22 protein-coding genes are annotated in these 26,520 nt (G+C 55.3%); 5 read left to right on the top strand and 17 right to left on the bottom strand.

The window, feature by feature from the left end; translation table 11 throughout:
• Positions 1-54: 54 nt before the first annotated feature.
• From F7R27_RS00520 to F7R27_RS00495, 6 genes are all read right to left on the bottom strand, one after another.
• Positions 55-1,335, bottom strand: a complete 1,281-nt coding sequence (locus F7R27_RS00520; protein ID WP_151702272.1) for a D-amino acid dehydrogenase — start codon at positions 1,333-1,335, stop codon at positions 55-57.
• Positions 1,336-2,454, bottom strand: a complete 1,119-nt coding sequence (locus tag F7R27_RS00515; protein ID WP_151702271.1) for a class II histone deacetylase — start codon at positions 2,452-2,454, stop codon at positions 1,336-1,338.
• The gene (gene lhpI, locus F7R27_RS00510) at positions 2,451-3,392 is read right to left on the bottom strand and encodes a bifunctional Delta(1)-pyrroline-2-carboxylate/Delta(1)-piperideine-2-carboxylate reductase (RefSeq protein ID WP_151702270.1); all 942 of its coding nucleotides are present in this window, start codon (positions 3,390-3,392) and stop codon (positions 2,451-2,453) included. The genes F7R27_RS00515 and lhpI overlap by 4 nt, the downstream gene beginning before the upstream one ends.
• Positions 3,393-3,394: 2 nt before the next feature.
• Positions 3,395-3,751, bottom strand: a complete 357-nt coding sequence (locus tag F7R27_RS00505) for a RidA family protein (RefSeq protein WP_151702269.1) — start codon at positions 3,749-3,751, stop codon at positions 3,395-3,397.
• Positions 3,752-3,806: 55 nt separating this feature from the next.
• Positions 3,807-4,853 carry a histone deacetylase family protein gene (locus F7R27_RS00500; protein ID WP_151702268.1) on the bottom strand — a complete coding sequence of 349 codons (1,047 nt, stop codon included), beginning with the start codon at positions 4,851-4,853 and terminating at the stop codon, positions 3,807-3,809.
• Between the two features lie 175 nt (positions 4,854-5,028).
• A complete protein-coding gene (locus F7R27_RS00495) occupies positions 5,029-5,805 on the bottom strand; it encodes an AraC family transcriptional regulator (protein WP_151702267.1) in 777 nt (258 codons plus the stop codon).
• Positions 5,806-5,995: 190 nt separating this feature from the next.
• Here F7R27_RS00495 and F7R27_RS00490 point away from each other — a divergent pair, with 190 nt between their 5' ends.
• The gene (locus F7R27_RS00490) at positions 5,996-6,778 is read left to right on the top strand and encodes a glycosyltransferase family 2 protein (RefSeq protein WP_151702266.1); all 783 of its coding nucleotides are present in this window, start codon (positions 5,996-5,998) and stop codon (positions 6,776-6,778) included.
• Between the two features lie 168 nt (positions 6,779-6,946).
• Here the strand turns inward: F7R27_RS00490 and F7R27_RS00485 are convergent, their stop codons facing one another.
• The 5 genes from F7R27_RS00485 to F7R27_RS00465 all read right to left on the bottom strand — a co-directional run bounded on the left by F7R27_RS00485 (position 6,947) and on the right by F7R27_RS00465 (position 12,769).
• Positions 6,947-8,269, bottom strand: coding sequence for a serine hydroxymethyltransferase (locus F7R27_RS00485; RefSeq protein WP_151702265.1), 1,323 nt, complete (start codon positions 8,267-8,269; stop codon positions 6,947-6,949).
• 141 nt (positions 8,270-8,410) lie between these two features.
• Positions 8,411-9,454, bottom strand: coding sequence for a glycosyltransferase family 4 protein (locus tag F7R27_RS00480; protein ID WP_151702264.1), 1,044 nt, complete (start codon positions 9,452-9,454; stop codon positions 8,411-8,413).
• The gene (locus F7R27_RS00475; RefSeq protein ID WP_151702263.1) at positions 9,454-10,653 is read right to left on the bottom strand and encodes an O-antigen ligase family protein; all 1,200 of its coding nucleotides are present in this window, start codon (positions 10,651-10,653) and stop codon (positions 9,454-9,456) included. The genes F7R27_RS00480 and F7R27_RS00475 overlap by 1 nt, the downstream gene beginning before the upstream one ends.
• A 68-nt stretch (positions 10,654-10,721) precedes the next feature.
• Positions 10,722-11,843, bottom strand: coding sequence for a glycosyltransferase family 4 protein (locus F7R27_RS00470; RefSeq protein WP_151702262.1), 1,122 nt, complete (start codon positions 11,841-11,843; stop codon positions 10,722-10,724).
• Complete coding sequence (locus F7R27_RS00465; protein ID WP_151702261.1) at positions 11,840-12,769, bottom strand: mitochondrial fission ELM1 family protein; 930 nt, start codon at positions 12,767-12,769, stop codon at positions 11,840-11,842. Before F7R27_RS00465 ends, F7R27_RS00470 begins: the two co-directional genes overlap by 4 nt.
• A 195-nt stretch (positions 12,770-12,964) precedes the next feature.
• Here F7R27_RS00465 and F7R27_RS00460 point away from each other — a divergent pair, with 195 nt between their 5' ends.
• Positions 12,965-13,621: a hypothetical protein gene (locus F7R27_RS00460; RefSeq protein WP_151702260.1), complete on the top strand. Its 657-nt coding sequence runs from the start codon at positions 12,965-12,967 to the stop codon at positions 13,619-13,621.
• A 103-nt stretch (positions 13,622-13,724) separates the two neighbouring features.
• Here the strand turns inward: F7R27_RS00460 and F7R27_RS00455 are convergent, their stop codons facing one another.
• The 3 genes from F7R27_RS00455 to F7R27_RS00445 form a co-directional block, all read right to left on the bottom strand.
• The gene (locus F7R27_RS00455) at positions 13,725-14,144 is read right to left on the bottom strand and encodes a hypothetical protein (protein ID WP_151702259.1); all 420 of its coding nucleotides are present in this window, start codon (positions 14,142-14,144) and stop codon (positions 13,725-13,727) included.
• Between the two features lie 47 nt (positions 14,145-14,191).
• Positions 14,192-15,253: a hypothetical protein gene (locus F7R27_RS00450; RefSeq protein ID WP_151702258.1), complete on the bottom strand. Its 1,062-nt coding sequence runs from the start codon at positions 15,251-15,253 to the stop codon at positions 14,192-14,194.
• 80 nt (positions 15,254-15,333) lie between these two features.
• A complete protein-coding gene (locus F7R27_RS00445) occupies positions 15,334-16,902 on the bottom strand; it encodes an ATP-binding cassette domain-containing protein (protein WP_151702257.1) in 1,569 nt (522 codons plus the stop codon).
• A gap of 372 nt (positions 16,903-17,274) precedes the next feature.
• On the opposite strand from F7R27_RS00445, the gene F7R27_RS00440 reads away from it, so the two are divergent.
• On the top strand, positions 17,275-18,618 hold the full coding sequence (locus F7R27_RS00440) for an MATE family efflux transporter (RefSeq protein ID WP_151702256.1): 1,344 nt from the start codon (positions 17,275-17,277) through the stop codon (positions 18,616-18,618).
• A gap of 9 nt (positions 18,619-18,627) precedes the next feature.
• Here F7R27_RS00440 and F7R27_RS00435 read toward each other — a convergent pair whose 3' ends face one another.
• On the bottom strand, positions 18,628-18,996 hold the full coding sequence (locus tag F7R27_RS00435; protein ID WP_151702255.1) for a cupin domain-containing protein: 369 nt from the start codon (positions 18,994-18,996) through the stop codon (positions 18,628-18,630).
• Positions 18,997-19,297: 301 nt separating this feature from the next.
• On the opposite strand from F7R27_RS00435, the gene F7R27_RS00430 reads away from it, so the two are divergent.
• Positions 19,298-20,296, top strand: a complete 999-nt coding sequence (locus F7R27_RS00430; RefSeq protein WP_151702254.1) for a branched-chain amino acid aminotransferase — start codon at positions 19,298-19,300, stop codon at positions 20,294-20,296.
• Positions 20,297-20,370: 74 nt separating this feature from the next.
• Here F7R27_RS00430 and glnE read toward each other — a convergent pair whose 3' ends face one another.
• The gene (glnE, locus tag F7R27_RS00425; RefSeq protein ID WP_151702253.1) at positions 20,371-23,283 is read right to left on the bottom strand and encodes a bifunctional [glutamate--ammonia ligase]-adenylyl-L-tyrosine phosphorylase/[glutamate--ammonia-ligase] adenylyltransferase; all 2,913 of its coding nucleotides are present in this window, start codon (positions 23,281-23,283) and stop codon (positions 20,371-20,373) included.
• A 66-nt stretch (positions 23,284-23,349) separates the two neighbouring features.
• Positions 23,350-25,089, bottom strand: a complete 1,740-nt coding sequence (locus F7R27_RS00420; protein ID WP_151702252.1) for a Na/Pi cotransporter family protein — start codon at positions 25,087-25,089, stop codon at positions 23,350-23,352.
• Positions 25,090-25,365: 276 nt separating this feature from the next.
• On the opposite strand from F7R27_RS00420, the gene argE reads away from it, so the two are divergent.
• Positions 25,366-26,520 carry an acetylornithine deacetylase gene (argE, locus tag F7R27_RS00415; protein WP_151702251.1) on the top strand — a complete coding sequence of 385 codons (1,155 nt, stop codon included), beginning with the start codon at positions 25,366-25,368 and terminating at the stop codon, positions 26,518-26,520.

Raw genomic sequence — 26,520 nt, 5'->3', positions numbered from 1 at the left:
TAGACTGACCTGCTGCGGACATGCCGTTCTTGGTCGTTACTCTCGGTCAGCCTCTTAATCAAATCGATCCGGCCGGAAGGCATCCAATGACACTGCCGGGGTTTCACCATCAACCAACTGCGCAATCAACTGCGCACTGGCCGCTGACAGGGTCCAGCCAAAGGTACCATGCCCGGTATTCAGATAGAGGTTGTGATAACGGCCGCGCCCGATCAGCGGCGGGCCATCCGGCGTCATCGGCCGAAACCCTGCCCAGGGTTCTGCCTGAGTCATATCGGCTGCGCCCGGAAAACGCGACGCGACAGCACGACGGATCGTATCCAGCCGCGCCTCAGGTATGTCACGATTCATACCCGTCAATTCGACAAAGCCGGTCGCACGCATGCGCGATCCCAGGCGAGTCGTCACTACCTTGAAACGATCATCAATCACCGAAAAGCGCGGAGCCTTATCAGGGTCTATCAGTGGAGCGGTCAGCGAGTAGCCCTTGACTGGATAGATCATCAGCCGACTACCAAACATCCATCCGAGACGGCTGGATGCTGTTCCAGCGCAGAGGACAAAGGCATCCGCCTCAAGGTGCTCTTTTTCTGATTCTGAATGTGCCTGGTCAGCAGGCTTGAGCAGCAGTCCGGCCACCTGTTCACGATCCAGCGCTACCGAATCAACTCGAGTGTTATAACGAAACTCTACGCCCTGAGCCTCACAGGCCATCGCCAGCGCCTGACTGAAGTGGCAGCAGTCACCAGTCCCATCCTCCGGTAACCACAGCGCACCCAGCAGAGGACCATTGTCTGCCAGGGCCGGTTCCTGCGCCAGAGTCTCCTCTGCATTCAGGAAGCGATGGGGCACGCCGACTTCGCGCAGCAGTGGCAGCGCTGACTGCAGACTCGCTGCGCTGGCTGCATCGCTGGCCAGTTCCATCACGCCGCCCTGCTCGCCATCAAATGCCAGCGGCAGTTCAGTTTCCAGTGTATGAAAGCACTCACGACTGTAGGCAGCGAGTTGCAGCATGGCACGCTTGTTGGCCTCAAAGATACCCGGCTTAGCATAGCGCCAGGTGGCAAACAGAAAGCGCAGTGCCTCAAGACTCGGAGGCACCTGCATCTTCAATGGGCCATCTTTCTGCAACAGCCACGGAAGCGCCTTTTTGATCATCGCCGGGGACGCCCAGGGATAGACATAGCCATAGCTGCGCTGCCCGGCATTGGCCCGACTGGTCTCCTGACCGGCACTGGATAACTGCTCGATAACCGTCACCCTGTGACCGCGCTGACTCAAGGCATATGCCGTGGTCACACCCACCACACCGGCGCCGATAATGACGATATGCATTCAATACCTCTGCTTGAAAAACGCCTCAACCCAACTATCAATCAACGCCTGCTGGTGCGGCTGCAACGACTGATAACCCCAGGCTGCGATCTCCTCATTCTGCGGATCCGTTGCCTGGATATCGCTGTCGGCCAGCGCCGCGATCACGGCATGTCCACAGAAAGGCACATAGCCCTCGGAATAGCCCCCTTCATGCGTCATCACTAGCCGCCCCTGGCAGCAACGATCCGCCACCGCCTGCACCTGTTGCGTCATCCGCCCGAAGGCTTCACTGTTCAGCATCATCTTGCCCAGCGGGTCCTTGGCACAGGCATCATAGCCACAGGCAACAATAATCAGCTCCGGTGCAAAGGCCTCAATTGCCGGCAGGATGAGTTTTTCCATCGCATAATCATAAGCACCGATTCCGCTTCCCGGTGGCATCGGAAGATTAAGGTTACATCCCAGCCCAGCTCCATCGCCCTGCTCCTCAAAGCCGCCGCTCTCCAGTGGATAGTTGGCGGCCTGATGTATGGAAATGGTCAGCACCTGAGGGTCGGTATAGAACGCATCCTGCTGTCCGTTGCCATGGTGTACATCCCAGTCGAGTATCGCTACCCGTTCCAGTAACCCCAACTGGCGCGCACGATTCACTGCAATCGGAATATTGCCGAGCAGACAGAAGCCACGCCCGCGATCCGCCTCGGCATGATGTCCAGGCGGGCGGCACAGCGCATAGGCATTGCGCAGCTCCCCTCGCAGCACCGCTTCAACAGCCGCCACAGCCAAGCCAGCTGACTGCTGTGCGGCCGCCAGACTGCCACGGGTGAAAGGTGCCGCCTCACCGGCATTGCCTCTGCCGAGCTGGTCACCCGCTTCCAGCCGATCCAGATATTGAGGGGTATGGAATGTGAGCAGATCTTCACGACTGGCCGGTGCGGGTTTACGCACCTCCAACTCATCGATCAGACCGGATATCTCCAGCAGGTTTTTCAACCGCCGCTTGCTCTCAGGACTTTCCGAAGCCGGTTGCGGCTGCATGAACCAGCCCGGCTCAGAGAAAACACCGATCGCTCCCTGATCGTGCCAGAAGCAGCGCTCATGCCAGAAAAAGCCAGTCCCTGACGCAGGCCTGCTCATTCTGCGTGCTCCAGTTGCTCCCAAACCTCTATGGCGGCAGCCAGATCCTCCAGCGAAGCACCGACCGATTTGAACAGCGTAATCGCATCAGCACTGCTGCGCCCGGCATGCTCGCCACGCATAAGCTCGGCCAGATCAGCCTGTATCCGATCCAATGCAAACTCGCCTTCCTTAATCGCCTGCAGCAGATCACCCGCCTCGCCTCTGGCACCGGCATAGGTATCCACAAACACCTCGGCCCGCGCCATACACTGCGCATCGGATTCACGCATATCAGGGCGGAAGGCCCCGACCAGATCCAGATGCGCACCCGGTTTGAGCCATGCTCCCTTGATCAGTGCGTCGGTCGACAGAGTGGCGCAGCTGATGATATCGGCTTCACGCGCTGCCGCCTCCAGATCCTCTACGGCCTCGCAATCGAAACGGTCGGCATAATCAGCGGCAATCGCCCGAGACTTGCTGAGCTGACGGCCCCAGATACGCACGCGCGTGATGGGCCGCACAGCCGCATGCGCCTCGATCAGCATCGGCGCCAGCTTGCCGGTTCCCACAATCAGCAGCGAACTGGCATCTTCCCGCGCCAGCGCCCGAGCCGCCAGTGCCGACGCCGCAGCCGTGCGACGCTTGGTCAGCTCGCTGCCATCCATACAGGCCAGCATCATGCCATGTCGGCCATCGCTGAGCAGATAGGCACCGGAGATCGCAGGCAACCCCTGCGCCGCATTCTGGGGGAACACATTGACCATTTTCATACCGATATAACCACGCGCTTCCCAGGCTGGCATCAGCAGCATCGTTGCATCACCATCCTCACGATGCATGGTGTGATGATGGCGCGGCGGAGCTTCAACACCCTCGCGGAACACCCTCTCCAGCCGACTCACCAGCGCATCCCAGGGCAGCGCCGCAGCCACCTCCTGTGCCGTTATCATCCGCATGATCAAGCTCCCGGCAGTGCAGCCACGACCATGATCTCAACCTTCCATTCCGGCTTGGCCAGCTTGGCTTCAACACAGGCACGAACCGGTGGACGACCCGGCGCAACCCAGGCATCCCAGGCGGCATTCATCTCATTGAACTCGCTCATATCGGTGACCCAGATGGTCGCAGACAGCAGATGATCCTTTGCTGTGCCGGCTTCGGCCAGCAATGCATCGATCCCCGCCAGAATCTGTTCAGTTTGCCCCCGCATACCAGCGCTGGCATCCACTGCCACCTGACCAGCCAGATAGACCGTATCCCTGTGGATGGTTACCTGACTCATGCGGTTGTTGCTTCCTTGATAAGTAATACTCATGGCTCTCTTCCTTCATTGGTTAAATTTGGTTTGATACAACTACGCCTGATTCAGCTCAGGTCCCCCTGAAGCCGTTCAAAAACGCCGCCAGATTGTTCCCCAGCGCCTCAGTGGGATAACCGCCCTCCTGAACCAGCACTGTGGGCAGTTGCAGTTTTGCCAGACGCTCACCGATGCGCTGGAAATCGCTGGTTTCCAGCATCAGGCCCGCCAGCGGATCATCCTTGTGGGCATCCAGACCCAGCGCCACAACCACCGCCTGCGGACGAAACTGATCCAGTCTTTCCAGCAGTTGCTCAAGGGCCTGACAGAAGACTGCCCCGTCACTGCCCAATGGCAGCGGGATATTGACGTTAAAGCCCTTGCCTTCGCCTTCACCTGTCTCATTGTCCTGCCCCCAGAAGAAGGGGTAGAACTCGCGTGTATCGGCATGCAGGGAGCCGGTCCAGACATCGGAACGCCGATAGAAAATATCCTGAGTGCCATTGCCGTGGTGCAGATCAACATCCACGATCGCCACCCGATCATACTTTTCTCGCAACACCGTGGCGGCCAGCGCCGAGTTGTTCAGGTAGCAGAAACCACCGATCTGCTCAGGCCCCGCATGATGCCCCGGTGGCCGACACAGTGCATAAGCCGACGCTTCGCCCTGTACAACACTGAGCGCAGCCGCTTCCGCCGTGGCAGCACTGGCGAGTATCCCGGCAAAACTGTCTGGCCCGATCGGGCAGGCCATATCGTGCAGATGCCAGCCTGCCTGGCCGATGGGATGATCCGGGTATTGCCTTCCGCCTGCACAGGGGTGCACATTGGGCGCCACCACCTCGGACGCGCCCGGCATCTCACGCCAGCGGGCATGAATCGTTTCCAGAAAATTCAGGTAACGCGGGGTATGAATCCGCGCCAGACGCTCGCGCAGGCGGGCTTCGTTTTCGGTAGATGTCAGCCCATCCGGCTCACTCAGCGTGATACCCAGCTGCGCCATTTCGGCCAGCAGTATCTCGGCACGCACAGGGCCTTCCGGTGAGGGCGCAGGCTTGCCTCTGAGCAGAAAAGTCGCCGGAGCATGGAGGTTTTGACGATCGGAATAGTAAAATTTCATAATCATTCACCCAAGAGTCTAAGTATCAGGATAGGGCAGCAACAGCATTTCTGCTTGCCCTTGGCTAAGACATATTTGCCCGAGACTCATATATCAATGGCAGATATTAGAGACAGAAAGCAGAGGCAGAAAGCAGGAAGGTTACAGACAAGCTGAAGTCAGCAGTAAGTGCTGATCAGGCGCGCCGATGCGCCGTAGGAGTGATATGAAACACCCGGCGATAAGCACGCGTGAAGCTGCCCTGATCACTGAAGCCGATCAGTGACGCGATCTGTCCCAGCGACAACTCACTGTGACGCACCAGAGCCCGCGCATGCTCCAACCGCCTTTGCTGCACATAGCTGATCGGAGTCTGGCCGGTTGCATGGCGAAAACTGGCATGAAAATGACCGGGGCTCAGCGCACACAACGCAGCCAGTTGCTCCACCTGTATCTCATCACCCAGATGGGCATCGATATGGGCATTGATCAGATCAATATCCAGTCGGGCTCGATAATGTCTGGATGTCGTTTCGGGCTCTGAATTAGGCAGATGCCGTCGGTAAATACTCAGATAGAGACTGCGCAGCAGCAGGGTAGCGATATCCTTGCGCAACTCGGGAAACAGCTCCAACTGTTGCATCAAAGCAGATGCCAGGCGGTTCAGTTCGGGCGAGACACGAAAAAAATCAGGCCGGGCAAAGATCCGCTCCAGCTCATCCGCACAGGGAAACATCGCCATGCTACTCAGCGGGATATCCAGCACCAGCGTACGATTATCACCATCCCCCTGATAGGCATGATGATAATGCGAGGGGATCAGACAACCCAGTTCACGTGTAATGCGCGCGCCCCGCCCCTCCACACTAAGCTCTGTTGCACCGGAAGTCGCCAGAATCAACTGATGATAGGTATGCTCGTGAGCCACAGGATGCTGTGTCAGCGTGCAGGTTCTGAGACTGAAATGCGACATGGCGCGCGGGATCTCCCCATTAGTGGTCAAGTTACCAAGATAGGCCAGCCACGTTTAATGTCAACCCACCCAGACTATTCACCTGCTTCACGCAAGCAGGTACCATAACAGCTCATGTGATCGTACCCGTCAGAAGCTGTACTCTGCAGGCGCGAACACCTCAGACCTCGGCCATCAAACCGGACTCCACATGCCTGCCAGACTACCCATCTCCGTTACCATCATCGCCGTAAACGAAGCGGACCGCATCGCCGCTGCCATCGAGAGCGTCATCGACTGGTGCGACGAGGTGATCGTGATCGACTCCGGCAGCAAGGATGAGACGGTCGCAGTCTCTGCACAAGCCGGCGCACGCACGCTGTACAACCCATGGCCGGGATATGGTCAGCAGAAGCGCTTTGCCGAAGAGCAGGCTCGTAACGACTGGATACTCAATATTGATGCTGATGAGCGCATTCTGCCGGAGTTGCGCGAGGAGATTGAGCAGCTGTTTGCTTCAGGAGAAGCGCTGGCCGATGGCTACTTCATCGCCATCCACGACCGCCTCTACGGCACCGACCGCCTCAGCGCCTACACACCCTACAAACCGGTCCGCCTCTATAAGCTGAGCAAGGGGCGCTACAGCGAAAGCCCGGTGCATGATCGTGTGCAGATGAACCCGGATGCGCGTACAGCCAAGCTCAAGGGACGTATGGCGCACGACTCACTGCTCTCCTTCCATCATCGTGTAGCAAAGATGAACGGTTACACCGAAGCCCAGGCCAGCGATATGCGTGCCCGTGGCCGCAAACCCAGCACCTTCCGCATCATCGTCGATTTCTGGAGCGGCTTCATCAGCGGCTACTTCTTCCGCGGCTACTGGCGAGGTGGCCTGATGGGCTACATCTACGCGATGAACTTCGCCTACAGCCGCTTTCTGCGTCAGATCAAGTTGTATGAACAGAGTTGTATCAAAACTGACAAGGATGGATAAACAGCTATCTTCAACGCAAGAGGCCTGATATCCCGCTTTGCACAATGCCAAAATGTGAAAACAAAATAATCTATGCACTTATTTTATTTTCACCCCTAAGTTAAATTAACAGGGTTCGTTATTTTAACTTAGAGTTCAACGCATCACAGCCTATTCATTCACAGCCCTTTATTCACAAACAAAGTGCAGCCGATTAAAACGGGCACGCAGCTGTGCGACCTCAGCAGCCAACTGCTCGGGTGCTGAGGATGTCAGTGCAGCTGCGACCAGATTAGCCAGTTGTGGAATATCCTCCACTCGTACACCCCAGCGCGCCAGTTCCGGCGTGCCTATGCGTAGCCCATTCATATCCCCTTCGACCGGTGCGATCGGCAATCCGATACCACAGGCGAGAAATCCAGCCTTGCGCAGATGTTTCGACGCAGCCTGTCCGCCGCCATAAGCAGCTGCCTCGATGGCGAATTGATGGGATTGGGTAAAGCCGCGTGCGTGCGCAAACACCGGTACTCCTTGATCATGCAGCTCACAGGCAAAAGTCTGCGCCAGCTCGATCATGGTATGGCTGTAGTCGGCGCCATAGGCTTTCCAGTCCAGCATTGTCAGCGCCAGTGCTGCTGATTTTGCCGCGTCAAAATTCGCTGTCAGCCCCGGGAAGGCGATACTGTCCAGACGCTGCGCCAGCTCGGCATCAACGGTTACGATCAGGCCTCCCGCCGGACCACCCAGGCTCTTGTAGGTACTCATCGTCATCAGATGTGCGCCTTCGTGCAGCGGATTGGGCCAACTGCCACCAGCGATAATGCCGCACTGGTGCGCAGCATCGAACAGCACTTTGGCGCCCACTTCGTCCGCGATCTGGCGCACCGCCTTGACTGGATGAGGAAACAGATTGAGGCTGCCACCCACGGTGATCAGCTTCGGCTTCACCCGTTGCGCCAGTTGACGCAACCCCTCGACATCCAGCGTATAACCATCACTATCAACCGGTGCCTGATGGATCTGCAATCCATAGAGCCCGGCACAACCCGGGCCATGGTGCGTAACATGCCCACCGATGTTGGCTGGAGGAACAATAATCGCATCGCCCGGCTGGCAGATCGCCATAAAGCCATAGAGATTGGCCAGCGCACCGGATGCCACACGGATCTCAGCATAGGGTGCCCGAAACACCTCAGCACAGAGTTCAGCCGCGATGACCTCTATCTCTTCGATCGCTTCCAACCCCATCTCATACTTGTCACCGGGATAGCCGAGCGAAGGCCTGGAACCCAGCCCAGCCGACAGAACCGCCTCTGCACGCGGATTCATCACATTAGTGGCGGGGTTGAGGTTGAAACAATCACGCTCGTGGATCTGGCGATTCTGCTCCACCAGCGCATTAATCCGCGCCGCAATATCAGGAATGTCGGATAGTGCCGTTTGCTCGGCCAGTTGCTGGATAAGCGTTTCGCAACCTTCGGGTACCCATGAACGGTGAACGAGTGCACTCATGATCATCTCCTGACGCATGGCTGATTGGCATGTAACTCATGCATCAAAGTAGCAGAGAGTTGGCAGAAGCGTAGCCAAATAATCAGAATTGTCGCAAAAACGATGAGTCAGGCATAACCACTGCCTAAGCCAGATGAGGTGTTATCGAGACCCGGTGGCGCGGATCAGCAAGGTTTGCAGAGACGGCAACAGCGCTTCCATCCGGTAGGTCTGCGCCTTCTGATAGGCACTTTCGGTGATCATCGGCCAGGCTGATCGGGACTGCAAAGCCAGCTCCAGAGCCTTCGCCAGTGAGGTGGGATCGGTCGGCGGAGTCAGCCAGCCATCAGCACCATCCTGTATCAGACTGGCAGGTCCCGGAGTGCTTGTAGCCAGTACCGGTCGCCCATGCGCCATCCCCTCCAGTACGACCAGCCCGAAGGTCTCTTCGCGTGAGGGCACCACCAGTAGATCAATACTCTGCAGCCAGCCTCGGATATCCGTGATCCAGCCATCGAACACTACCTGATCCTGCAGGCCAAGCTGCTGCAACTGCTGAATCAGTCGTGCCTGCTCTGCACCGCTGCCGGCGACGCGCAGCCTCGGCTCCTTGCCCCGTTGCTTAAGCATCGAAAGCGCCTGCAACAGATCCGCCAACCCTTTCTCCGGGTCGAGACGTCCGATAAAGCCCAGTTGAACCGGCTCGCTGCTCTTAAGCGGCAGAGGAGCCTCGGGAAAATGGGGCAACATATTGGGAAAGAGATGCACCTGTGCATCGCGGAACCCCTGCTGCAGATGGTGCTGTCGCATATGCTCCGTCAGCACCAACAGATGATCCACACCACGCATGCGCTGATGCTTGTAACTGTGTGCAACGCCCATGACCGGTATGCCCAAACCTGTACGTGCACGGCACAGCAGTGAGGTAGCACGGGCGTTGTGAGTCATGATCAGGTCCGGCTGCAGCCGCTTGAGTCGCAGCCAACTGCGGAGCATTTCAACTGGATCATAGAAACCTCTCGGGTCGAACGGCTGCAGCAGAGCTTCGCCGGGCAACTGTGCCGTATAAGGAGCCTGTCCGGGAATCCATGCATGCACCTCATGCCCGAGCTGCAACAGCGCCTGCGTCATATGCACATAGGCCTGTTCCAGACCACCTTTGCGGTCGGAACAGAGCGCGTGCACGATACGCAGTGACCGGCTCATCAACCTGCCTCTCCCAGCCGAGCGGCACGCAGATTCAGAGCCAGCGCCAGACCAAACATCAGACACAGGTAAAAGGCATTCCCCGACACGCCATTGCGCAGCGGCGTATCGGTCAGACCACAGAGAAAAGCAGCCACGATCAGCATCAGCAGCGGGGCAATCTCCAGCCAGGTACAGCCACGACGGCGCAGGAAAATCACCGGTATGCAATACAGCCAGAACAGCCCTGCCAGTCCCACCAGACCAGCACGTTCAAGACTGTCCAGTATGTCTGAGTGCGCATGATGCATCGCGACATACGCCGGGATCTCACCGACCAATACCATCTGCTGTTTGATTTCGATTGCCGCCTCCACACCCGCACCCAGCAGCGGTTGATCCAGGAATAACTGCCAGGCAAGTTGCCATACCTGCAGACGGATCCCCACAGAGGTTTCCTGGGCACCCCCAGTAAAATAGGACCTGAACTCATCCAACCCCAGTTGCAGCCGTTCCGCCTGCAACCCGAAAACAAGCATCAGACTGATACTGATCAACGCTATCAACATCACCAGCATGGCGGGAGAGATCCGATGGCGCCGAAACAGGAACAGCAGATAACAAAGCGCCACCAGCGACAGCGCCAAGAGCGAGCCACGGGTTTCACTCAACAGCACCATTAATAACGACGCACCAATACCCGCCAGCAGAGCCGGCCAGATCCGCTGCAGATTGCACTGCAGCGACAGACCCAATAGAAAAACGGCAAAGAATACTATCGCATTGGAGAAGGGCACCGGGTTAAACCAGAGTGAAGGGCGCCACTGATACATCAGGATAGTCCCGAACTCGATCAGGCCCGTGTACTGCACCAGAATAAGTAGCAACGCCATCACCAGCAGCAGACTGATGCTATTCAGCAGCAACTCAGGTCCGATCCGACGATAGTGCAGCAATGCCATCAGCGGCAGGACCAGTGGCAGGTTGCGCACCATCACCTCAAGACTGGATGGCACCGTTCGCTGCATCAGGATATTCGCCATATCACCCAGCAGAGGGAATAGTGTCAGGCTGACAAACAGCCAGGCAGTGCCGCGATCAAAGCGCACCTGATAAAGAACCAGATAACCGATCGCATAAAAGGTCAGCAGATAAGGAACAACTTTATTGCCACGCGAGTAAAGAAAGAAGGTCGCCAGCAGCAGGATAAAAAACAACATCGAGGCCGATCTCGACCATCCGGGAAGCGATGTTGAACCCCTTGGCTGAGGCTTGTCATGAATATCCGTCACGCCTGTTTATCACTCCTGTGAATCAATTCTTCATATACCGCCAGCGTATCACCGATCATCCGGTCCAATGTATAGATCGTATTGCCACTAGGTTTGGGGGCACCACTGCGAAACCAGCTCTGTAGTCGCTGCTGCAGTTCATTCAGATCACCTTTCTCCACCAGCCCCTCAGGATAAAGCTCAGCCAGGGTTTCCGCCACGCCACCATGTCCGAACCCAGCGACCGGCACACCCAACGACAAGCACTCAACGACAGTACGACCAAAGGACTCCGGTTTGTTCGACAAGGAGAGCACCACATCCGACGCGGCATAGATCTCGCGGATATCACTGCGCGCGCCGGTAAAAGTGATCCAATCACCCAACCCCTCCTCCCGAATACGCGTACGCAACTCATCGGCATAAGCCTGACGCCGGGGATCTTCACCACCGACGATCAACGCATGAACGGGTATACCGGCCTGTTTGAGTGCAACAACCAATGTGATCAGGTCCTGATGCCCTTTCAGACGAGTGATACGCCCCGGCAGTGTCAGCACCTTTTTACCCACCAACTGTGGATATTGCTGATACCAGGCATCACGCCACTGTGCCGTGGGCTGAAAGCCATAGGGGAACTCTTCGGGATCGATACCGCGATTGATCAGGCGCAATTTCGCTGCGTCAGTTTCAGGATAGTTGCTCTGGATATAGTCCATCACCGTCTGAGACACGGCGATCACCCGTTCGCCACGACACATGATCGCACTGTAGCCAGACACGGAGTACAAACCATGCACTGTGGTAACCAGATGAGGTCGCTGCCCCACCGGCAACCCTTTCCATGCCAGCCAGACAATCCAGGCAGGTAGACGTGAGCGCAGGTGGATAATATCCGGCTGATAATCACGCATCCAACGACGCAGCGACCAGATATGACGCAAGGTAAACAAGGATTTACGGCCGATATCCCAAGTCAGATGACGGCTGCCCTCCCGCTCTAGCTGAGACACCAGCTTGCCACCCGCCGAGATCACCAGCGACTCATGCCCGGCAGCTACCAGACCGCGAGCCACCTCCAGCGTACCACGCTCAACCCCACCGCCATCCAGATCGGGCAGCACCTGAACCACTTTCATAACCAGCCTCGCTCAAGCAGCCATCCGGCGCAACGTTGCGCTTCATTAAAGGTGTGTGTTGATGCTGATGTTGAAGCAGGCGTGGGTAATGTCCTGTCGGAGCCCTCGCGCCAGCGGGAAAAAGGCTGGATCAAGCCATCATCAGCAAGCCGCTTCAATCCTCCCGCCAGACGACCGCCACGACCTGCCGGCAGCTCCAGCGTGCCCACCGCGCAGCCGGCAGTCAGTGCTTCATACACCATCGAGACACTGTCCTCGGTTACCCAGCAGCACTCGGCACTGGCCAGTTTTTCTGGCAACCATCCTGTTGGCGTTTCCTCAGCCGGCACCAGCTCAACTCCCGGTAGCGTTCGCAACAGGCTCAAGGTTGATTCAGGTGTGCGTCGCGATGTGGTCATGCACCAGCGCCTCGCATCCAGACTCAGCAGTTGCTGCAACTGAGCCAACAGCGCGGTCTCATCCCAGCCAAAATGCTTTGATGGCCCACCAATCAGGATCATACCGCTACCGGGTTGCTTGGTGCCGGAGCGCATCAGATTCAGCGCCCCTCGGGTAGTCAGAATATTCGCAGCCGGGGCCGGATTATCATGCTCAGGAATCAGACAGAGATCGAACCAGCGCAAAGGCAGGCTGGGCTTCATCAGCACCACAGCAGGCACACCGGTCAGCCGCTTCAGTGCCAGCAGCGTCAGATGGGTCGCATGACCAGCCCCGATCAGCAGTGCCGGAGGTGTCTGAGTAAGAGGTTGAAGCAGTGGCTGAGGACGCTGTCGGAACAGAAGCGCCAGCAGAGAGTGAGTCGTGCTCAGCGGCGCTATCTCCTGCAGTTCCAGCTCAGGGCGCTGCTGTTTCAGGGCAGCATAAAGCCCCAGCGACTGATTCCGGTGTCCGGGTTTACCATCGCTGACGATCCAGATCTGAGGCACAGAGGTTCCATTGGCAGCATTTAACACCGCGCCATGATACTAAGGGGGCTTTGGCTGAGTCTATAGTGGGCTGTTATGACTCTCCTCAATACGTCCCGACACATTGCAACCACAAGAAGGATGGGGTAATTTCGACTAAACAATCTGGAAGCACGCACTTGCTCTGATGAAGCACCAGCCGGGCTGGTAGCGTGTGTGGTGCCAGCACCTCATAATCGAATTAATACAATACTTAAGCAAATACAAATATTAGCTCTTGGGGTCTATAATAATATGAAAATTGAATTTTCATTTGTACCAATTTTTGGATTCCTTAGGGAATACGACAAGGGCAAAAATCAGCTATTTAAATCTCATATTGAGCCTTTAATGAGAGATATAGAAGAAATTCATACCGACTATATTACAGCCTTCATTAAAATTAGAAGCTCGTTAAAAGATAAAAAAGTGCCAAATAACGAGCTACTTGATTTTCTAGAAGATCGTAGACACGAACTTGCTGCAAAACGCAATATAGTAAAGACGCTCGCTGCAGAATTAGAACGTGCTGAAAGACGGATGGTGCGCAATGGAGCGTGGATATCGTTCAAAGCGTTCTGCGAAGCAATCGTTGAGTATTTTGAAGCATCAGATAATATTGGATCTCCGAGCTGGTATACACAATTCATACATTTTATGAAAACTTATAGACTTGCAGGTATAGAAGATTCCTTCTTCGACTCAAATCCATTTGGAAATGATCCGCGCACTGATATAATATCGCACATTAATATAATAGTGGAAGAACGTCTACCAAAAAAGCTGAATAAAATACATACCCACTACTCAGAGCTTAGAAGTGCTTTATTGTGAGATATGAGAGAACACCCAAACAATAGAGCTGTCAACAACAGCGCAGCTTGACCGCTATGCACATACTATCTGCACCTGCATAGCCGTAGTACAGGTAGAAACATCACTCGGGATAAAGAAATAAAGCAACAAAGCCAAAAGCAAAAAAAATGATACCGGAAACAATAAACCCTCTAGATATATATCGATCAATGGGCTTAATGTACGGTAAAACAGGTATTACATTAAAGAAAAATGAATTCTTAACAGTACCTATTTCCTGCTCAGATTTCACCATATTTGCAATGGATTTACGCGTAGCCGAGAAAACATGCCAATAAGCGTAAATGTTTATCATATGCAACGCAGGAGGCTCCAATCCATCACGTCGCATGGCTCTATTTATACGTAAAATCGAGAAGAATAATGAAAAAATCATTAAAAAAACCCCTATGGTCATAAAAAAACCGCTTGTTAAAACGATAAATTCTTTAGATAAATAGAGGCGCAAAAAATCAGGTAAATTTAATAAAAAATCACTCATAAATAATTAAACAGCCAAAAAAACTGAATCCTTTAATGAATAAAATGCTATTGCAAGCCGTCATATAACGTACTACCAAAATTCTCACCCATATTTCCACCAACCTTGGCTCCGTAATAACTTGCACCGGCTATCACAACCACAATACAGCCAATGAGTGCCCAGCCAATAGGACCAGCAAGTGCCAAAGCTGAAATTTTTGTTGCGCCGCCGAGGGCAATCAATGTTGCATTACCCGCCAACCCCCCTCCAAGTGCACCGCCACCAAACCCCGCAATTTGCCTTACGCTTTCACGATGCCAGTTTCCATCAGCATTACTCACACTTCTTACCTTGCCAGCTCTGATTGAAGCGTCAGCAGCCAAGGACAAAGGGGTGGCTGCTTTAGACATAAACTGCGAGAAGCTTTTCAGCCTGTGGGCCTGGAACAGGTCAGCAACGAAAATGCGAGTATCTGCGTGAAGACGGCCACGGCTGCGACTGGCCAGAGTGATACCACGGTGAGCATTATTGATGGCGCTGCCACGGTTTTTAGTACGCATGATAACAGGGGAGAGCTGGGTCATTGCGCTTCTGTGTTCGCTGATCAGTACATCGTAGGCTTGAATGGCATTGCGGCGCGCGATGGCGTCCCTGGCGCCTGCACCCGGCATACCGGCCGCGGCAGGTTTTTGAACAGCGATGAGGGCATTTTCATAATTGACCAAAGCTTTATGAAAATTAGAGAGATTTTCAAATTTGGCCTTAAAGGCAGGACCAGATCCACCTATCAGACTGAGAACGCCAGAGAGCTCCTCCTCAGTCAGGTATTTTTCCCAGAACTCAGCTTCTCGATGCAACTCCTCACCTTCTACTCCTGCCGCTTCCATTAGCCAGCTACGCTCATAAATAGCCTGTTGATTAAGAGTACGGATAATCGAGGGTGCATAGGTTTCAGACAAGTCCAGCGTGAAGGCCTGCCCTTGATAAACACGACCATCTGAACTTATGCCATTGACTCGGGAAAACTCCGCAATGAGCTCGTCGTCGGCATCAATCAAGTCAGAAATGTGGCAAGAGTGAGAGTTGAAATAGACGGTAGGCATGGCAATGTCCTTATTAAAAATCATCCTTTTGGGCAATCCGGCCCCTTACTTTAGGCAAGAGATTACTGCTTTTTGCCACTGCAATCAACGTTCGCCCTCTTTTGTCACAGCTGCAAATACTGCCCTACACCAACCGCCTCAATAAACAATTCATCATGCGAGACCACCATCAGCATGCCGGGGTAATCACGCAGCACACTTTCCAGCAGTTCGCGGGAATCAAGATCCAGATGGTTATCCGGCTCATCCAACAGCAAGAGATCTGGTGCCTGGTTCAAGCCGCTGATCGCCAGCAGTGCGACTTTCATCCGCTCCCCACCGCTGAGCAAAGCGGTCGGGAGCAATGCTTTATCGCGTCGTAGCCGAACACGTCCGAGTTGAGTGCGCAGTTCAGCTTCGCTCAGGTGCGGGTTGAGTCGCTGCAGGTTATCCACAGCTGATAGATCTGGCTGTAGAAAGCTACACTCCTGATCCAGATAGAGACACCGGCCGGATACCCGACACTCCCCAGCCGGGGCTTCGATCTGGCCAGCGATGATCCGCAACAAAGTCGACTTACCCGAGCCATTGGCACCCTGCACTCGCCAACGCTCACCTCCGTAGACTGTCAACGAGAGGGGCGCTTGCTTGACCCAGGGTAGTTGTAGCGCGTCGAGATGCAGCCTGACACCTCCTCGCACCCCTTGTATCGGCAGTTCAAGGCGCTGCGCTGTCAGTAGCTCCCGACGAGCCTTTAACTGGCCCAGCTCTTCCTGCATCTGACGCTGTCGTTGCTGATGCAGACTCTGCTGACACCCTTCTGTGTGTTGCGCCCGCTGGGCCCTGGCATCCAGTAGCATCTTGCCCTGTGACCCCGAGGCGCGCTGGCGTTCACCCTGTCGCCGACGCGTGTCCGCACTCTGGCGGGCAAACAGATGCTGTTGAACATCTCTGTGTAACTGTCGGGTCTGATGTTCTATCTGCTGCTCCAGCGCATCTGTTTCAGCCTGGCGAACTGAGCGATAGAGGTCATAGTTACCACCATATCGGCGCAGCTCTTCCCCTGTCAGTTCGAGCAGTTCGGAGCACTGCCGGAGCAAAGTCCGGTCATGGCTGGCCACCAGCGCCCCGCCAGGATGTGCGGCCAGACACTGCATCAACCAGCTACGCCCCTGTGCATCCAGATGGTTACTCGGTTCATCCAGCAGTAGAAAATGGTCCCGCTTCATGAATGCAGCGCAGAGCGCGAGGCGTGTCTGTTCCCCGCCACTGAGTCTGGAGATGGGCGCATCCAGATCCTGAGGCAGCCCTGCTTCGGTCAGCAGTGCTTTCCAACTGGCCGGTAAATGCCACTGATCCGCCGCCTGCTCCAGATCTTGCAGGCTACCCTGCCCCTGCTCAATCCGGCACAGGCGATCATGCTCCAGCGCGACAGCCAGGGCATCTGCCAAGCGCGGTCCAGATAGCCGTGTCACTTGATCGACACTGAATATCGGCACATCCCAACTGATTTTACCGGCGGAAGGCGTCATGCGTCCGGCCAGGAGTTTAAGCAGCACCGATTTGCCACGGCCATTCGGGCCGATCAAACCGGTTGTAGTAGCCGCGCGCGTGAGTGTGCCGGATAAATTACTGAACAGGGTATCGGCACCGAAATGCAGGGTAAGACCCGAAAAATGACAGAATGCAGACATGGAAACCTCCCTTGAATACAGGGCAGGCAGCCATCGGAATGAAAAAGATTGGTTGGATCAGCCGTCTGATAGCCACCTGCACACGAAGTCAGTCACCCGAAGTATTCAGGGTGAAGATGAGTCGATGTGTGAGGTGCTTACTTCATTGGCGTAAAGGATCCTGTAAGGCTTCTGTGAATGCTTCTGCTAAAGCCACAGTGAAGGTCATAAAGCTAGCAGTTTAACCAAGCTCCAGCCCCTGTGCAATTACGGGCTTATACAGACCGCCGGTACAGGCCTTGTAACATTTTTTGTGATCTAATAGCGCCTGTTTATAGCAGCATGAAGCTGCCCAATCATAAGACCCTGTTCCCTCAAGAAGTTGTCATCTCAATGGATCTGAACACTACACCGCTGCACCGCGCCTTCTGGCACTATACTCTGCCCTCCATGGCGGCCTTGCTGGTCAGTGGCACCTATCAGATTGTGGATGGAATATTTGTCGGTCATTTCATTGGCGGTGACGGGCTGGCAGGGATCAATCTGGCCTGGCCCTGGGTCGGGGTTTTGCTCGCCATCGGGATGATGATCGGCATTGGAGCAGGGGCACAGGCTTCCATTTCGCTGGGTGGACGCGAGCAGCAGACGGCGAGCCGCTATATTGCGCAAGGCTTATGGCTGTTACTGCTGATCGGCATGCCGCTGGGCTGGTTGCTGAATCATACCAGCGCGGGATTTCTGGCCTTTCAGGGGGCCAGTGGCGACGCAGCCGCCAACGCTCAGGACTATCTCAATATCATGGCTCCAGCCTCACCGCTGATTCTGGCCAGCATCGCCCTGCCCTTTCTGGCACGCAATCTCGGCGCACCCAGGCTCGCAACCTATGCCATGCTGGCAGGGGCCATCAGCAATATCCTGCTGGACGCTCTGTTCATCGCCTGGCTAGGCTGGGGCCTCAGCGGTGCAGCTCTGGCAACGGTGCTGGCTGAAAGTCTGTCGGTCATTATCTGTCTGGTTTTTCTCTTCAGCCATCGTAGCCGGGCGCCACTAGCCATTGCGACCTTTGCCCTGAAACCTCGTGCCATGCTCAGACTGCTGGGCACCGGTTTCTCCAGCATGTTGATGTATCTGTACATCAGCTTTTCGGTCGTGCTGCATAATATTCTGCTGCTGAAATATGGCACCGCCCTGCATGTTGCTGCCTACAGTATCGCGGGTTATCTGATGGCCTTTTACTACATGGCGGCAGAGGGGGTATCTGGCGGCATGCAACCACTGGTCAGCTTCTACTACGGATCAGGTCAGATCAAACGCCTCAAAGATACCTTTGTACTGGCCTGCAAGATCATTCTGGGCAGCGGTATCCTTCTGGTTATCAGCCTGCTGCTGGTGCCGGGGTTTTTCGCATCGGTATTTATCGGCGATGATGAGGCACTGCTGGATGTCGCTCAGTGGGCGATACGCCTGCATCTGTTTGCGCTGTTTATTGATGGATTTCTGGTGATGACCGCCAGTTGGTTTCAGTCTCTGGGGATGGGGCGCAAAGCGACCTTCATCACCATGGGTAATATGCTGATTCAGCTACCTTTTCTGGCACTCCTGCCCTGGCTGATCGGCCTCAATGGCGTCTGGCTGGCCGTGCCCTTCTCGAATATCTGCCTGTCGCTATTTGCAATCTATCTGCTCAGGCGTGAGTTCAAATCTTTTCGGAATAAGTATCCTTCGCAGCATGAGTAAGGTCAGATATTACTGCTGCTCGCTCTCATAAATATCCGAAAAATCCAGTGGCGGTGATGTCACAGACATATAGATGAAAGGCATTGCACCCGTGACCTGCAAGCCATGCACATCGCCCTCCTCAAAGCGCACCACCTGCCCGGCTCGAAAAGGCAGGGTCTCATCCTGATCCAGCAACAGCATCCCCTCGCCGGACAGGGCGATCCAGATCTGTTCCGATGCAGGGTGTGCGTGGCGAGGCTGACTGCCACCGGGCTCAACCGTGACATGCGTGATGGTGACCCGGCTCGATCGGGAGTTATGTGGCGAGAGCAGCTGTCTGGAGACCACACCGGGATTCACGAAATCCCTGAAATTGGCCTCGGTTAAAAACTCCACATCAGCTCTCCTTATCTGGCTACTATCTGGATACTATAAACAGCATGGTTCGTCCATCACCCAAACGATGACAAGAGACAGTCTATCTCATTACACCCGAACTGCCAGTGCAGGCGCTGACGTTTATTGTGTCCTCTCCAGATACGCCTTTTGAATGCGCCCATACAAATATTCTTACACTCTCTCGGTCTTCTCCTGCCAATAGAATTCCCTTTCAGGTTGTTGATGATTACAATCAGATGCTGCAAGGTGTTTACCTTCCGACTACTAATTCGCATTGATACTTTTTGAGGACGTTCACATGGCTGCTGCATTTGGTACCGTTTTCATGCCTGAAATGGCAATCTCCTGGTTTGATGGCACTCGCTGGAGCCAGCCGGAGATGGTGGCCAGTGACAGCATTCAGCTTCACCCTGGCGCTCATGTGCTGCACTATGCCAGCACCTGCTTTGAGGGACTGAAGGCGTTTCGCCATGAAGATGGCTCGGTGAAAATTTTCCGCATGGACCGTAATATTGCACGTATGGCTCAGAGCAGCCGCCTTCTGGCACTGCCTGCTATTGATGAAGCAGAGCTGAGCAAGATGATTCTTGATACGGTTTCCCGTTTTGCGGCTGATGTACCGGCCCCTCCGGGATCGCTGTATATCCGCCCGACCCATTTCGGCACCGAAGCAGCTATCGGTAAGGCGGCAGCACCGTCTCTGACCTCCTGCCTTTACGTCCTGGCCTCACCGGTCGGTGATTACTTCTCCGGTGGCGACAAATGCCTGCGCCTGAAGCTCGAAGATCAGGGCATGCGCTGTGCGCCGCATAACGGCATGATCAAGAGTGGGGGCAACTACGCCAGCGCGCTGCGTCCGATCATGGAAGCGCGCGAAGAGTGTCAGGCAGATCAGGTCCTTTTCTGCCCGAATGGCGATGTTCAGGAGACAGGCGCGGCCAACTTCCTGCTGATCGATGGCAATGAGATCATCACCAAGGCGCTGGATGAGAGCTTCCTGCATGGGGTGACGCGTGACTCAATCCTGACACTGGCACGCGATATGGGCATGCAGGTATCAGAGCGTGAGCTGACCGTAGCTGAGCTGCTTGAGCGTGCGGCCAAACCTGGCTGTGAAGCGGCGCTGTCTGGCACCGCAGCGGTACTGACACCGGTGGGTACGCTGATCCATCACGGTAAGGAGTATCAGGTCGGCACTGGCGGTGTTGGCCCGACCACGGTCAAACTGCGCAAGGCCCTGAATGCCATTCAGTGGGGCCAGGCCGAAGATATCCACGGCTGGCTGACCAGCATCTGAGTACTCTCTTTCTGAGTACACTCTCAGTCAGTCCGCCCTCAGTCAGTACACCCTGAATACAAAAAACTGCCCGGTTATGGCCGGGCAGTCATCACTCGGTCCCAGATCTCTCCCACTCGCGTGCGCAACTGTGCAAACTGATCGTCCGCTATGGTGCTGGATTGCTCCTGCAGCGCCAGCCGATGGCCCATTGCGCGATAGGTTTTATAGGTTTCACGCAGAAAATCCGCCTCCTCTGCCGACAACAGAGCGTTGCGCTCGATTGCATCCAGAATACGGATATTATCAGTAAATTCGAGCAGATCCGGGTGGCGCGTAGCGTAAGCCAGCACATGAAACTGCACCAGAAACTCGATATCCACTATGCCACCGCGATCCTGCTTCAGGTGGAAGGCGTCCTCCTCTTTAACGCCACTGCCCAGATGCTGACGCATCTTTTCTCGCATCTCCACAACATCGGTGCGCAGCTTTTCCAGTTCGCGATCGGCACCCAGAATCTCGGCACGTGTCTGTTCGAAGCGCTCTTTCACTCTGGGGCACCCCGCCACCACACGCGCACGCACCAGTGCCTGATGCTCCCACGTCCAGGCTTCGCGCTGCTGATACTCGCCAAAGGCTTTCAGCGTGCTGACCAGCAGCCCGGAGTTGCCTGACGGACGCAGCCGCATATCCACTTCATACAGTTGTCCCGATGGCGTGAAGGTATTCAGGATATGGATCATCTTCTGACCCAACCGATTGAAGAACACCGGGTTGGGTACCTGCTTCTCACCATCTGTGTTCAGATTGGAGTCGGCATCATAGAGAAACACCAGATCCAGATCCGAACCATAGGAAAGCTCTATTCCACCCACCTTGCCATAGCCGAGTACGACAAAATCGGGATCACAGGGAATCCCGGGCTCGCGTAGTGGCCGTCCATACTTGCTGATCAGATCATGCCAGGCGATATCCAGCACCACCTCCAGCACCGCCTCGGCCAGCCAGGTCAGGTAGTCGCTGACTTTCATCAAGGGCAGCACACCGGTCACTTCTGAGGCCGCCACCCGCAACACATGGGCATGTTTGAAGTAACGCAATGCTTCCATCAACTGCTCCGTATCCTCCTGCGGGATGCGCAGCAACTGCTGGCGCAACTCTGCCTGCAGACGCGCCTTATCCGGTGGATCATACAGGGTGCGTGGATCGATCAGCTCATCCATCAGTACCGGCTGCTTGGCCAGCAGATTGGCGAACCAGGCACTGGCGGAGCACAGGCGCACCAGTTGTTGCAGCGCGGCTGGGTTTTCGGCCAATAGCACCAGATAAGCGGAGCGGCGCAGAATCGCCTGAATCAACAGCAACACGCGCTCCAGCGTAACCTCAGGGTTATCGCATTGGGCGATCGCCTCCAGCAGATTCGGCAACACATTCAGCAATCGTTGCTGAGCCACCTGCTGCAACACCTGCACCGCTTTCAGATTGCGCAGATCCTGTATCAGCCTGAACGCCTTGTCGGCATCCTTAAAACCGCGCTCTGCCAGCAGCCCATGCGCTTCAGCATCATCCATCTCGCCGTGCCAGAGAGCCTGCCAATCAGTCTCAGTTGTAGAATCGGCCAGATCATCCTCTGACTCTTCAGGCGCAATCACATCGGCAAAATGGCGCGAGACCGTTGCACGGTAACTCATCAACTGTTCATGGAAACTCTGCCAGTCGGCAAAGCCCATGCTGTGGGCTATACGTGCACGCCCCAAGTCATCTGCCGGTAGCTCCTGTGTCTGCTGGTCCGCCAGTGCCTGAATGGCGTGCTCGGTGTTGCGTAAAAAAGTATAAGCTGCAATCAGTTCATCAACCGCCTGCTGCGGCATACCGACTCTTTCTGGCAGCAAGGGCAGAATGTTCATCAGCTCACGCTGGCGCAATTCCAGATCTCGTCCGCCGCGAATCAGCTGAAACGCCTGAGCGATAAACTCCACTTCGCGAATACCGCCCGAGCCCAGCTTTACATTGTCCTCCAACCCTTTGCGCCTGACCTCACGGCTGATCATCAGCTTCATATCGCGCAGGGATTCAAAGGCACTGAAGTCGATATATTTGCGATACACAAAGGGACGCAACAAAGATTGCAAACGCTCACCCTGAGCTTTGTCGCCGGCTACCACCCGCGACTTGATCATCGCATAGCGTTCCCAGTCGCGGCCCTGATCCTGGTAATACCCCTCCATTGCATCAAAGCTGCAGGCCAGCGTGCCGGAGGTGCCGAAAGGGCGCAGGCGCATATCGACCCGGAACACAAAACCATCCATTGTCAGGTTATCCAGCGCCTGAATCAGCTTCTGCCCAAGGCGAATAAAGAAGTCCTGGTTCTCCAGATTTTTGCGCTCATGGTCTGTTTCGCCATTGGAGGGGTAGGTAAACATCAGGTCGATATCGGAGGAGAGGTTCAGCTCATGCGCGCCCAGCTTGCCCATGCCCAGCACCACCATCCGCTGCTGTTGCCGCCGCCCCTGTGCATCCGGTCGTGACCAGGGGGTCCCCCAGCGCTCACAGGCCTTGTCATACAGCCAGTTGAGCGTTTCATCGATGCACACATCGGCCAGCCAGGACAGCTCATGCGTAGTGCCGATCATGTCACTGCGCCGGGTCAGATCACGCCAGATCAAACGGACCATCTGATACTGCCGAAACTGGCGCAACACCCGATGCAGATCTGCCTCCTCCTGCTCTGGCTGAACCAGTGCATGCAGCAGATCACGATACTGCTGCTCACTGCAGGCCTGCTCCAGATCTCCTGATTGCTGCAACCGCTGCAGCCATTCAGGATGACGCATCAACTGGTCGCGCGCAAAGTCACTGCCGATCAGCACGGTGCTCAGCTCGGATGCCAGCCATTGTGGCGCCTGATCAAGTAACACAAGCGCCGGAGAGATCTTCTCCCAGCTCTCCAGCAGGTGCGGGTGCAACTGTGCAGGTATATTTTCCAGGACAGGCTGTATCAACACCATCTATCTCCCATGCATCAGAACAGTCGCCCTAGATTACCAGATCGGCTGAAAAAAGGAGTGTCAGGTTCAGCGTTTGCTGCTGGCGACACGCTTGTCTTTCAGGCGATGGCCAGAGGCAAACTCATTCACATTAATGACATGGTCACCAATCCGTTCCAGACGATTCAGGGCATCAATAAAGACCACTCCGGCACGCGGTGAGTAGTTGCCATTTTCCAGCCGTGAATAATGGTTCTCGCGGAAACGGTTGCGCAGCTTGTTAACCTGCTTTTCCATCGCAATGGCCTCTTCCAGCTTGATATCGCGCGGCTCCCGCGAGACATTCAGAGCCATGTTGTGAATGGCCTGATGCAAGGCATCCATCATCACCCGAATCTCCTCGAAAGCCTCATCCGGCCAGCTGGACTTGGAATCCTGCATGCGATCGGCCAGTTTGGTGATCTGGTAATAGATATCCGCAATCCGCTCCAGATCGTTGATCATGGTTTGCATGTTACGGATACGATCGGTCAGCTCGTGCTCGAGGTTGGAGCGCTCACTGATGCGAACCAGATAATCGGAGATCTCAATCTCCAACTGATCCGTGGTTTTCTCATACTGATGAATCTTCTCGGCCAGCTTTTCCCGATCGGCCCCAGGGTCGAACAGCAGCTCACTGACACTGGCATGCATTTTTTCGATGACACCGGCAAAGTGCTGGATCTCCTTCTGCGCCTGCTCCACCGAGATCAGCGGCGAGGTCATCATGCCGGAGCTGATATGGCGCAGATGAAACTCATCCTCCTCTCCGCCGCGATCCGGCTGGATATACTCAACAAAGCGCACGATGAAGGGTACAAAGGCAAACAGCAGTACCACGTTCAGCACGTTGAAGGTGGTATGAAAGAGTGATAGCGCCAGAGTGGCATTGGCACGGGAAGCTGGATCACCGCTCATGACAGACACTGGCATTTCGGTGAAAAACTGCACCACTGAATCAAGCAGATGCAGAACCGGAAAGATCACCAGCATCATCCAGGTCACCCCGATGATGTTGAAGAAGAAGTGGAAGCGTGCAGCACGTTTGGCATGCACATTCCCCACCAGCGCCGCGAGATTGGCCGTCACCGTAGTACCGATGTTTTCACCCAGGATCATCGCCGCAGCAACCGGGAATGAGATCCAGCCCTCAAACAGCATCACCAGGGTGATGGCGGTCGCTGCCGAAGACGATTGAGTCAGCAACGTCAGCAGAGTACCGATAAAAATGAAGAAAATCAGTGACAGGTAGCCATACTCGGTAAAGCTGTCGAGAAAAGCCAGCATCGCCGGATTACTGCTGATCTCGGGCACTGAACCCTTGATGAACTCCAGACCGATAAACAGAATACCAAATCCCACCATCGCCTCGGCAATATTGCGCCAGCGGGCATTTTTGGAAAACAGGAACGCAAAAAATATACCGATCACCGCCAGTGCTATGGGGGTGATCTGAAATTTGAAACCAAACAACGCCACCAGCCAGGCAGTGATCGTAGTGCCGATATTGGCACCCATGATGACCCCCGTAGACTGGACAAATGTCAGCAGCCCGGCATTTACAAAACTCACCGCCATAACGGTAGTAGTGGTGGATGACTGGGTGATGGCTGTTGCACCAAAACCTGTGATCACACCTGTCAAGCGGTTCCGAGTCATACCGCCGAGGATGCTTTTCAGGCGATTGCCGGCAATCTTCTGCAAGCCTTCACTGAAAATTTTCATGCCGAAGATGAATATCCCCAGCGCACCGATGAGCTGGAGAAAATCAAACAGCGAGTAAGTCATGAATCACCACTTTGTGTTATCGGCTGTTACAGAATAATGACGTATTTATTACAGGCGCTATTATAGCCGTAACTTACTGGCCACATATAGACCTGGAGTAATCTAGTTCAACTGCCAGCCAAGTGCCCCCTGCCGCTACTCGGAAACAACCAGACCGGGATAGACCCGCGACGGCAAAGATAGCATTATAGTCCTCAAGAGCCAGCCGAGCCTGACTGAATCCGTTACGGAAAGGACAGACAGGCTGCCAGAGCACCAACATGCCGGAGAGGAGTCATGAACCAGCAACCGCCTGATACACTCACAATGCTGAAAGAGCTGATCGCCAGCCCGTCCGTCAGTTCGACTTCGGCGGCCTGGGATCAAAGTAATCTCGACGTGATCAACCGCCTGCAGGGCTGGCTGAGTGACCTGGGATTTGAGTGTGAGGTGATGATGGTGCCCGGCGAAGAGGGTCGCAAAGCCAATCTGATCGCCACACTCGGGCAAGGTCCCGGAGGGCTGGTGCTCTCTGGCCATACGGATACCGTTCCCTGCAATACTGAACTATGGCAAAGCGACCCCTTTACTCTGACCGAGCGGGATAATCGTTTTTATGGGCTGGGTACCTGCGATATGAAGGGCTTTTTCGCCCTCGCGATCGAGGCCGCCCGAAGCTTCCATCCCACCCAGTTCAAACAACCCCTGATCATTCTGGCAACGGCCGATGAAGAGTGCTCCATGAGCGGCGCCAGAGCACTGGTGGAAGCTGGACGCCCGCTGGCTCGGGCAGCCATTATCGGAGAGCCGACCAGCCTGCGCCCGATCCGTATGCACAAGGGCATAATGGTGGAAGCGGTCAGGATTGAAGGTCGCTCCGGCCACTCCTCCGACCCGGCACTGGGACACAACGCGCTGGATGCGATGCATGGTGTGCTCAGTGAGCTGATCGGACTGCGTCAGGAGCTGGCTCAGCAGTACCAGAACAGCGACTTCAGCGTCAGTATTCCAACCCTGAACCTGGGCTGTATCCACGGCGGAGATAACCCCAATCGTATCTGTGGCCGCTGTGAACTGGAGTTTGACTTGCGCCCACTGCCGGGTATGTCGCTGGATGGACTGCGCAATATGATCAGTGAGCGCTTACATCCTATTGGTGCCAAATATGGCGTGGAGCTGAAATCATACCCCCTGTTTCTGGGCGTTCCGCCTTTTGAAACAGCCAAAGACTCAGAACTGGTTCAGATGGTGGAAAAACTGACAGGCCATACTGCTCAGGCCGTGGCATTCGCTACCGAAGCCCCATTCCTGCAGGCGCTGGGTATGGATACAATAGTGATGGGGCCGGGCTCCATAGACCAGGCCCACCAGCCTGATGAGTTTCTGGCTCTGGATCAGATCCAGCCCACCATCGAGCTGCTGAAAACCTTAATCGGGCGCTACTGCCTGTAA

Origin of the sequence: Nitrincola alkalilacustris (genome assembly GCF_008973755.1) — a bacterium.
Classification (GTDB): Bacteria; Pseudomonadota; Gammaproteobacteria; order Pseudomonadales; family Balneatricaceae; genus Nitrincola; species Nitrincola alkalilacustris.
This window is presented reverse-complemented; position numbering and strand designations above follow the sequence as displayed.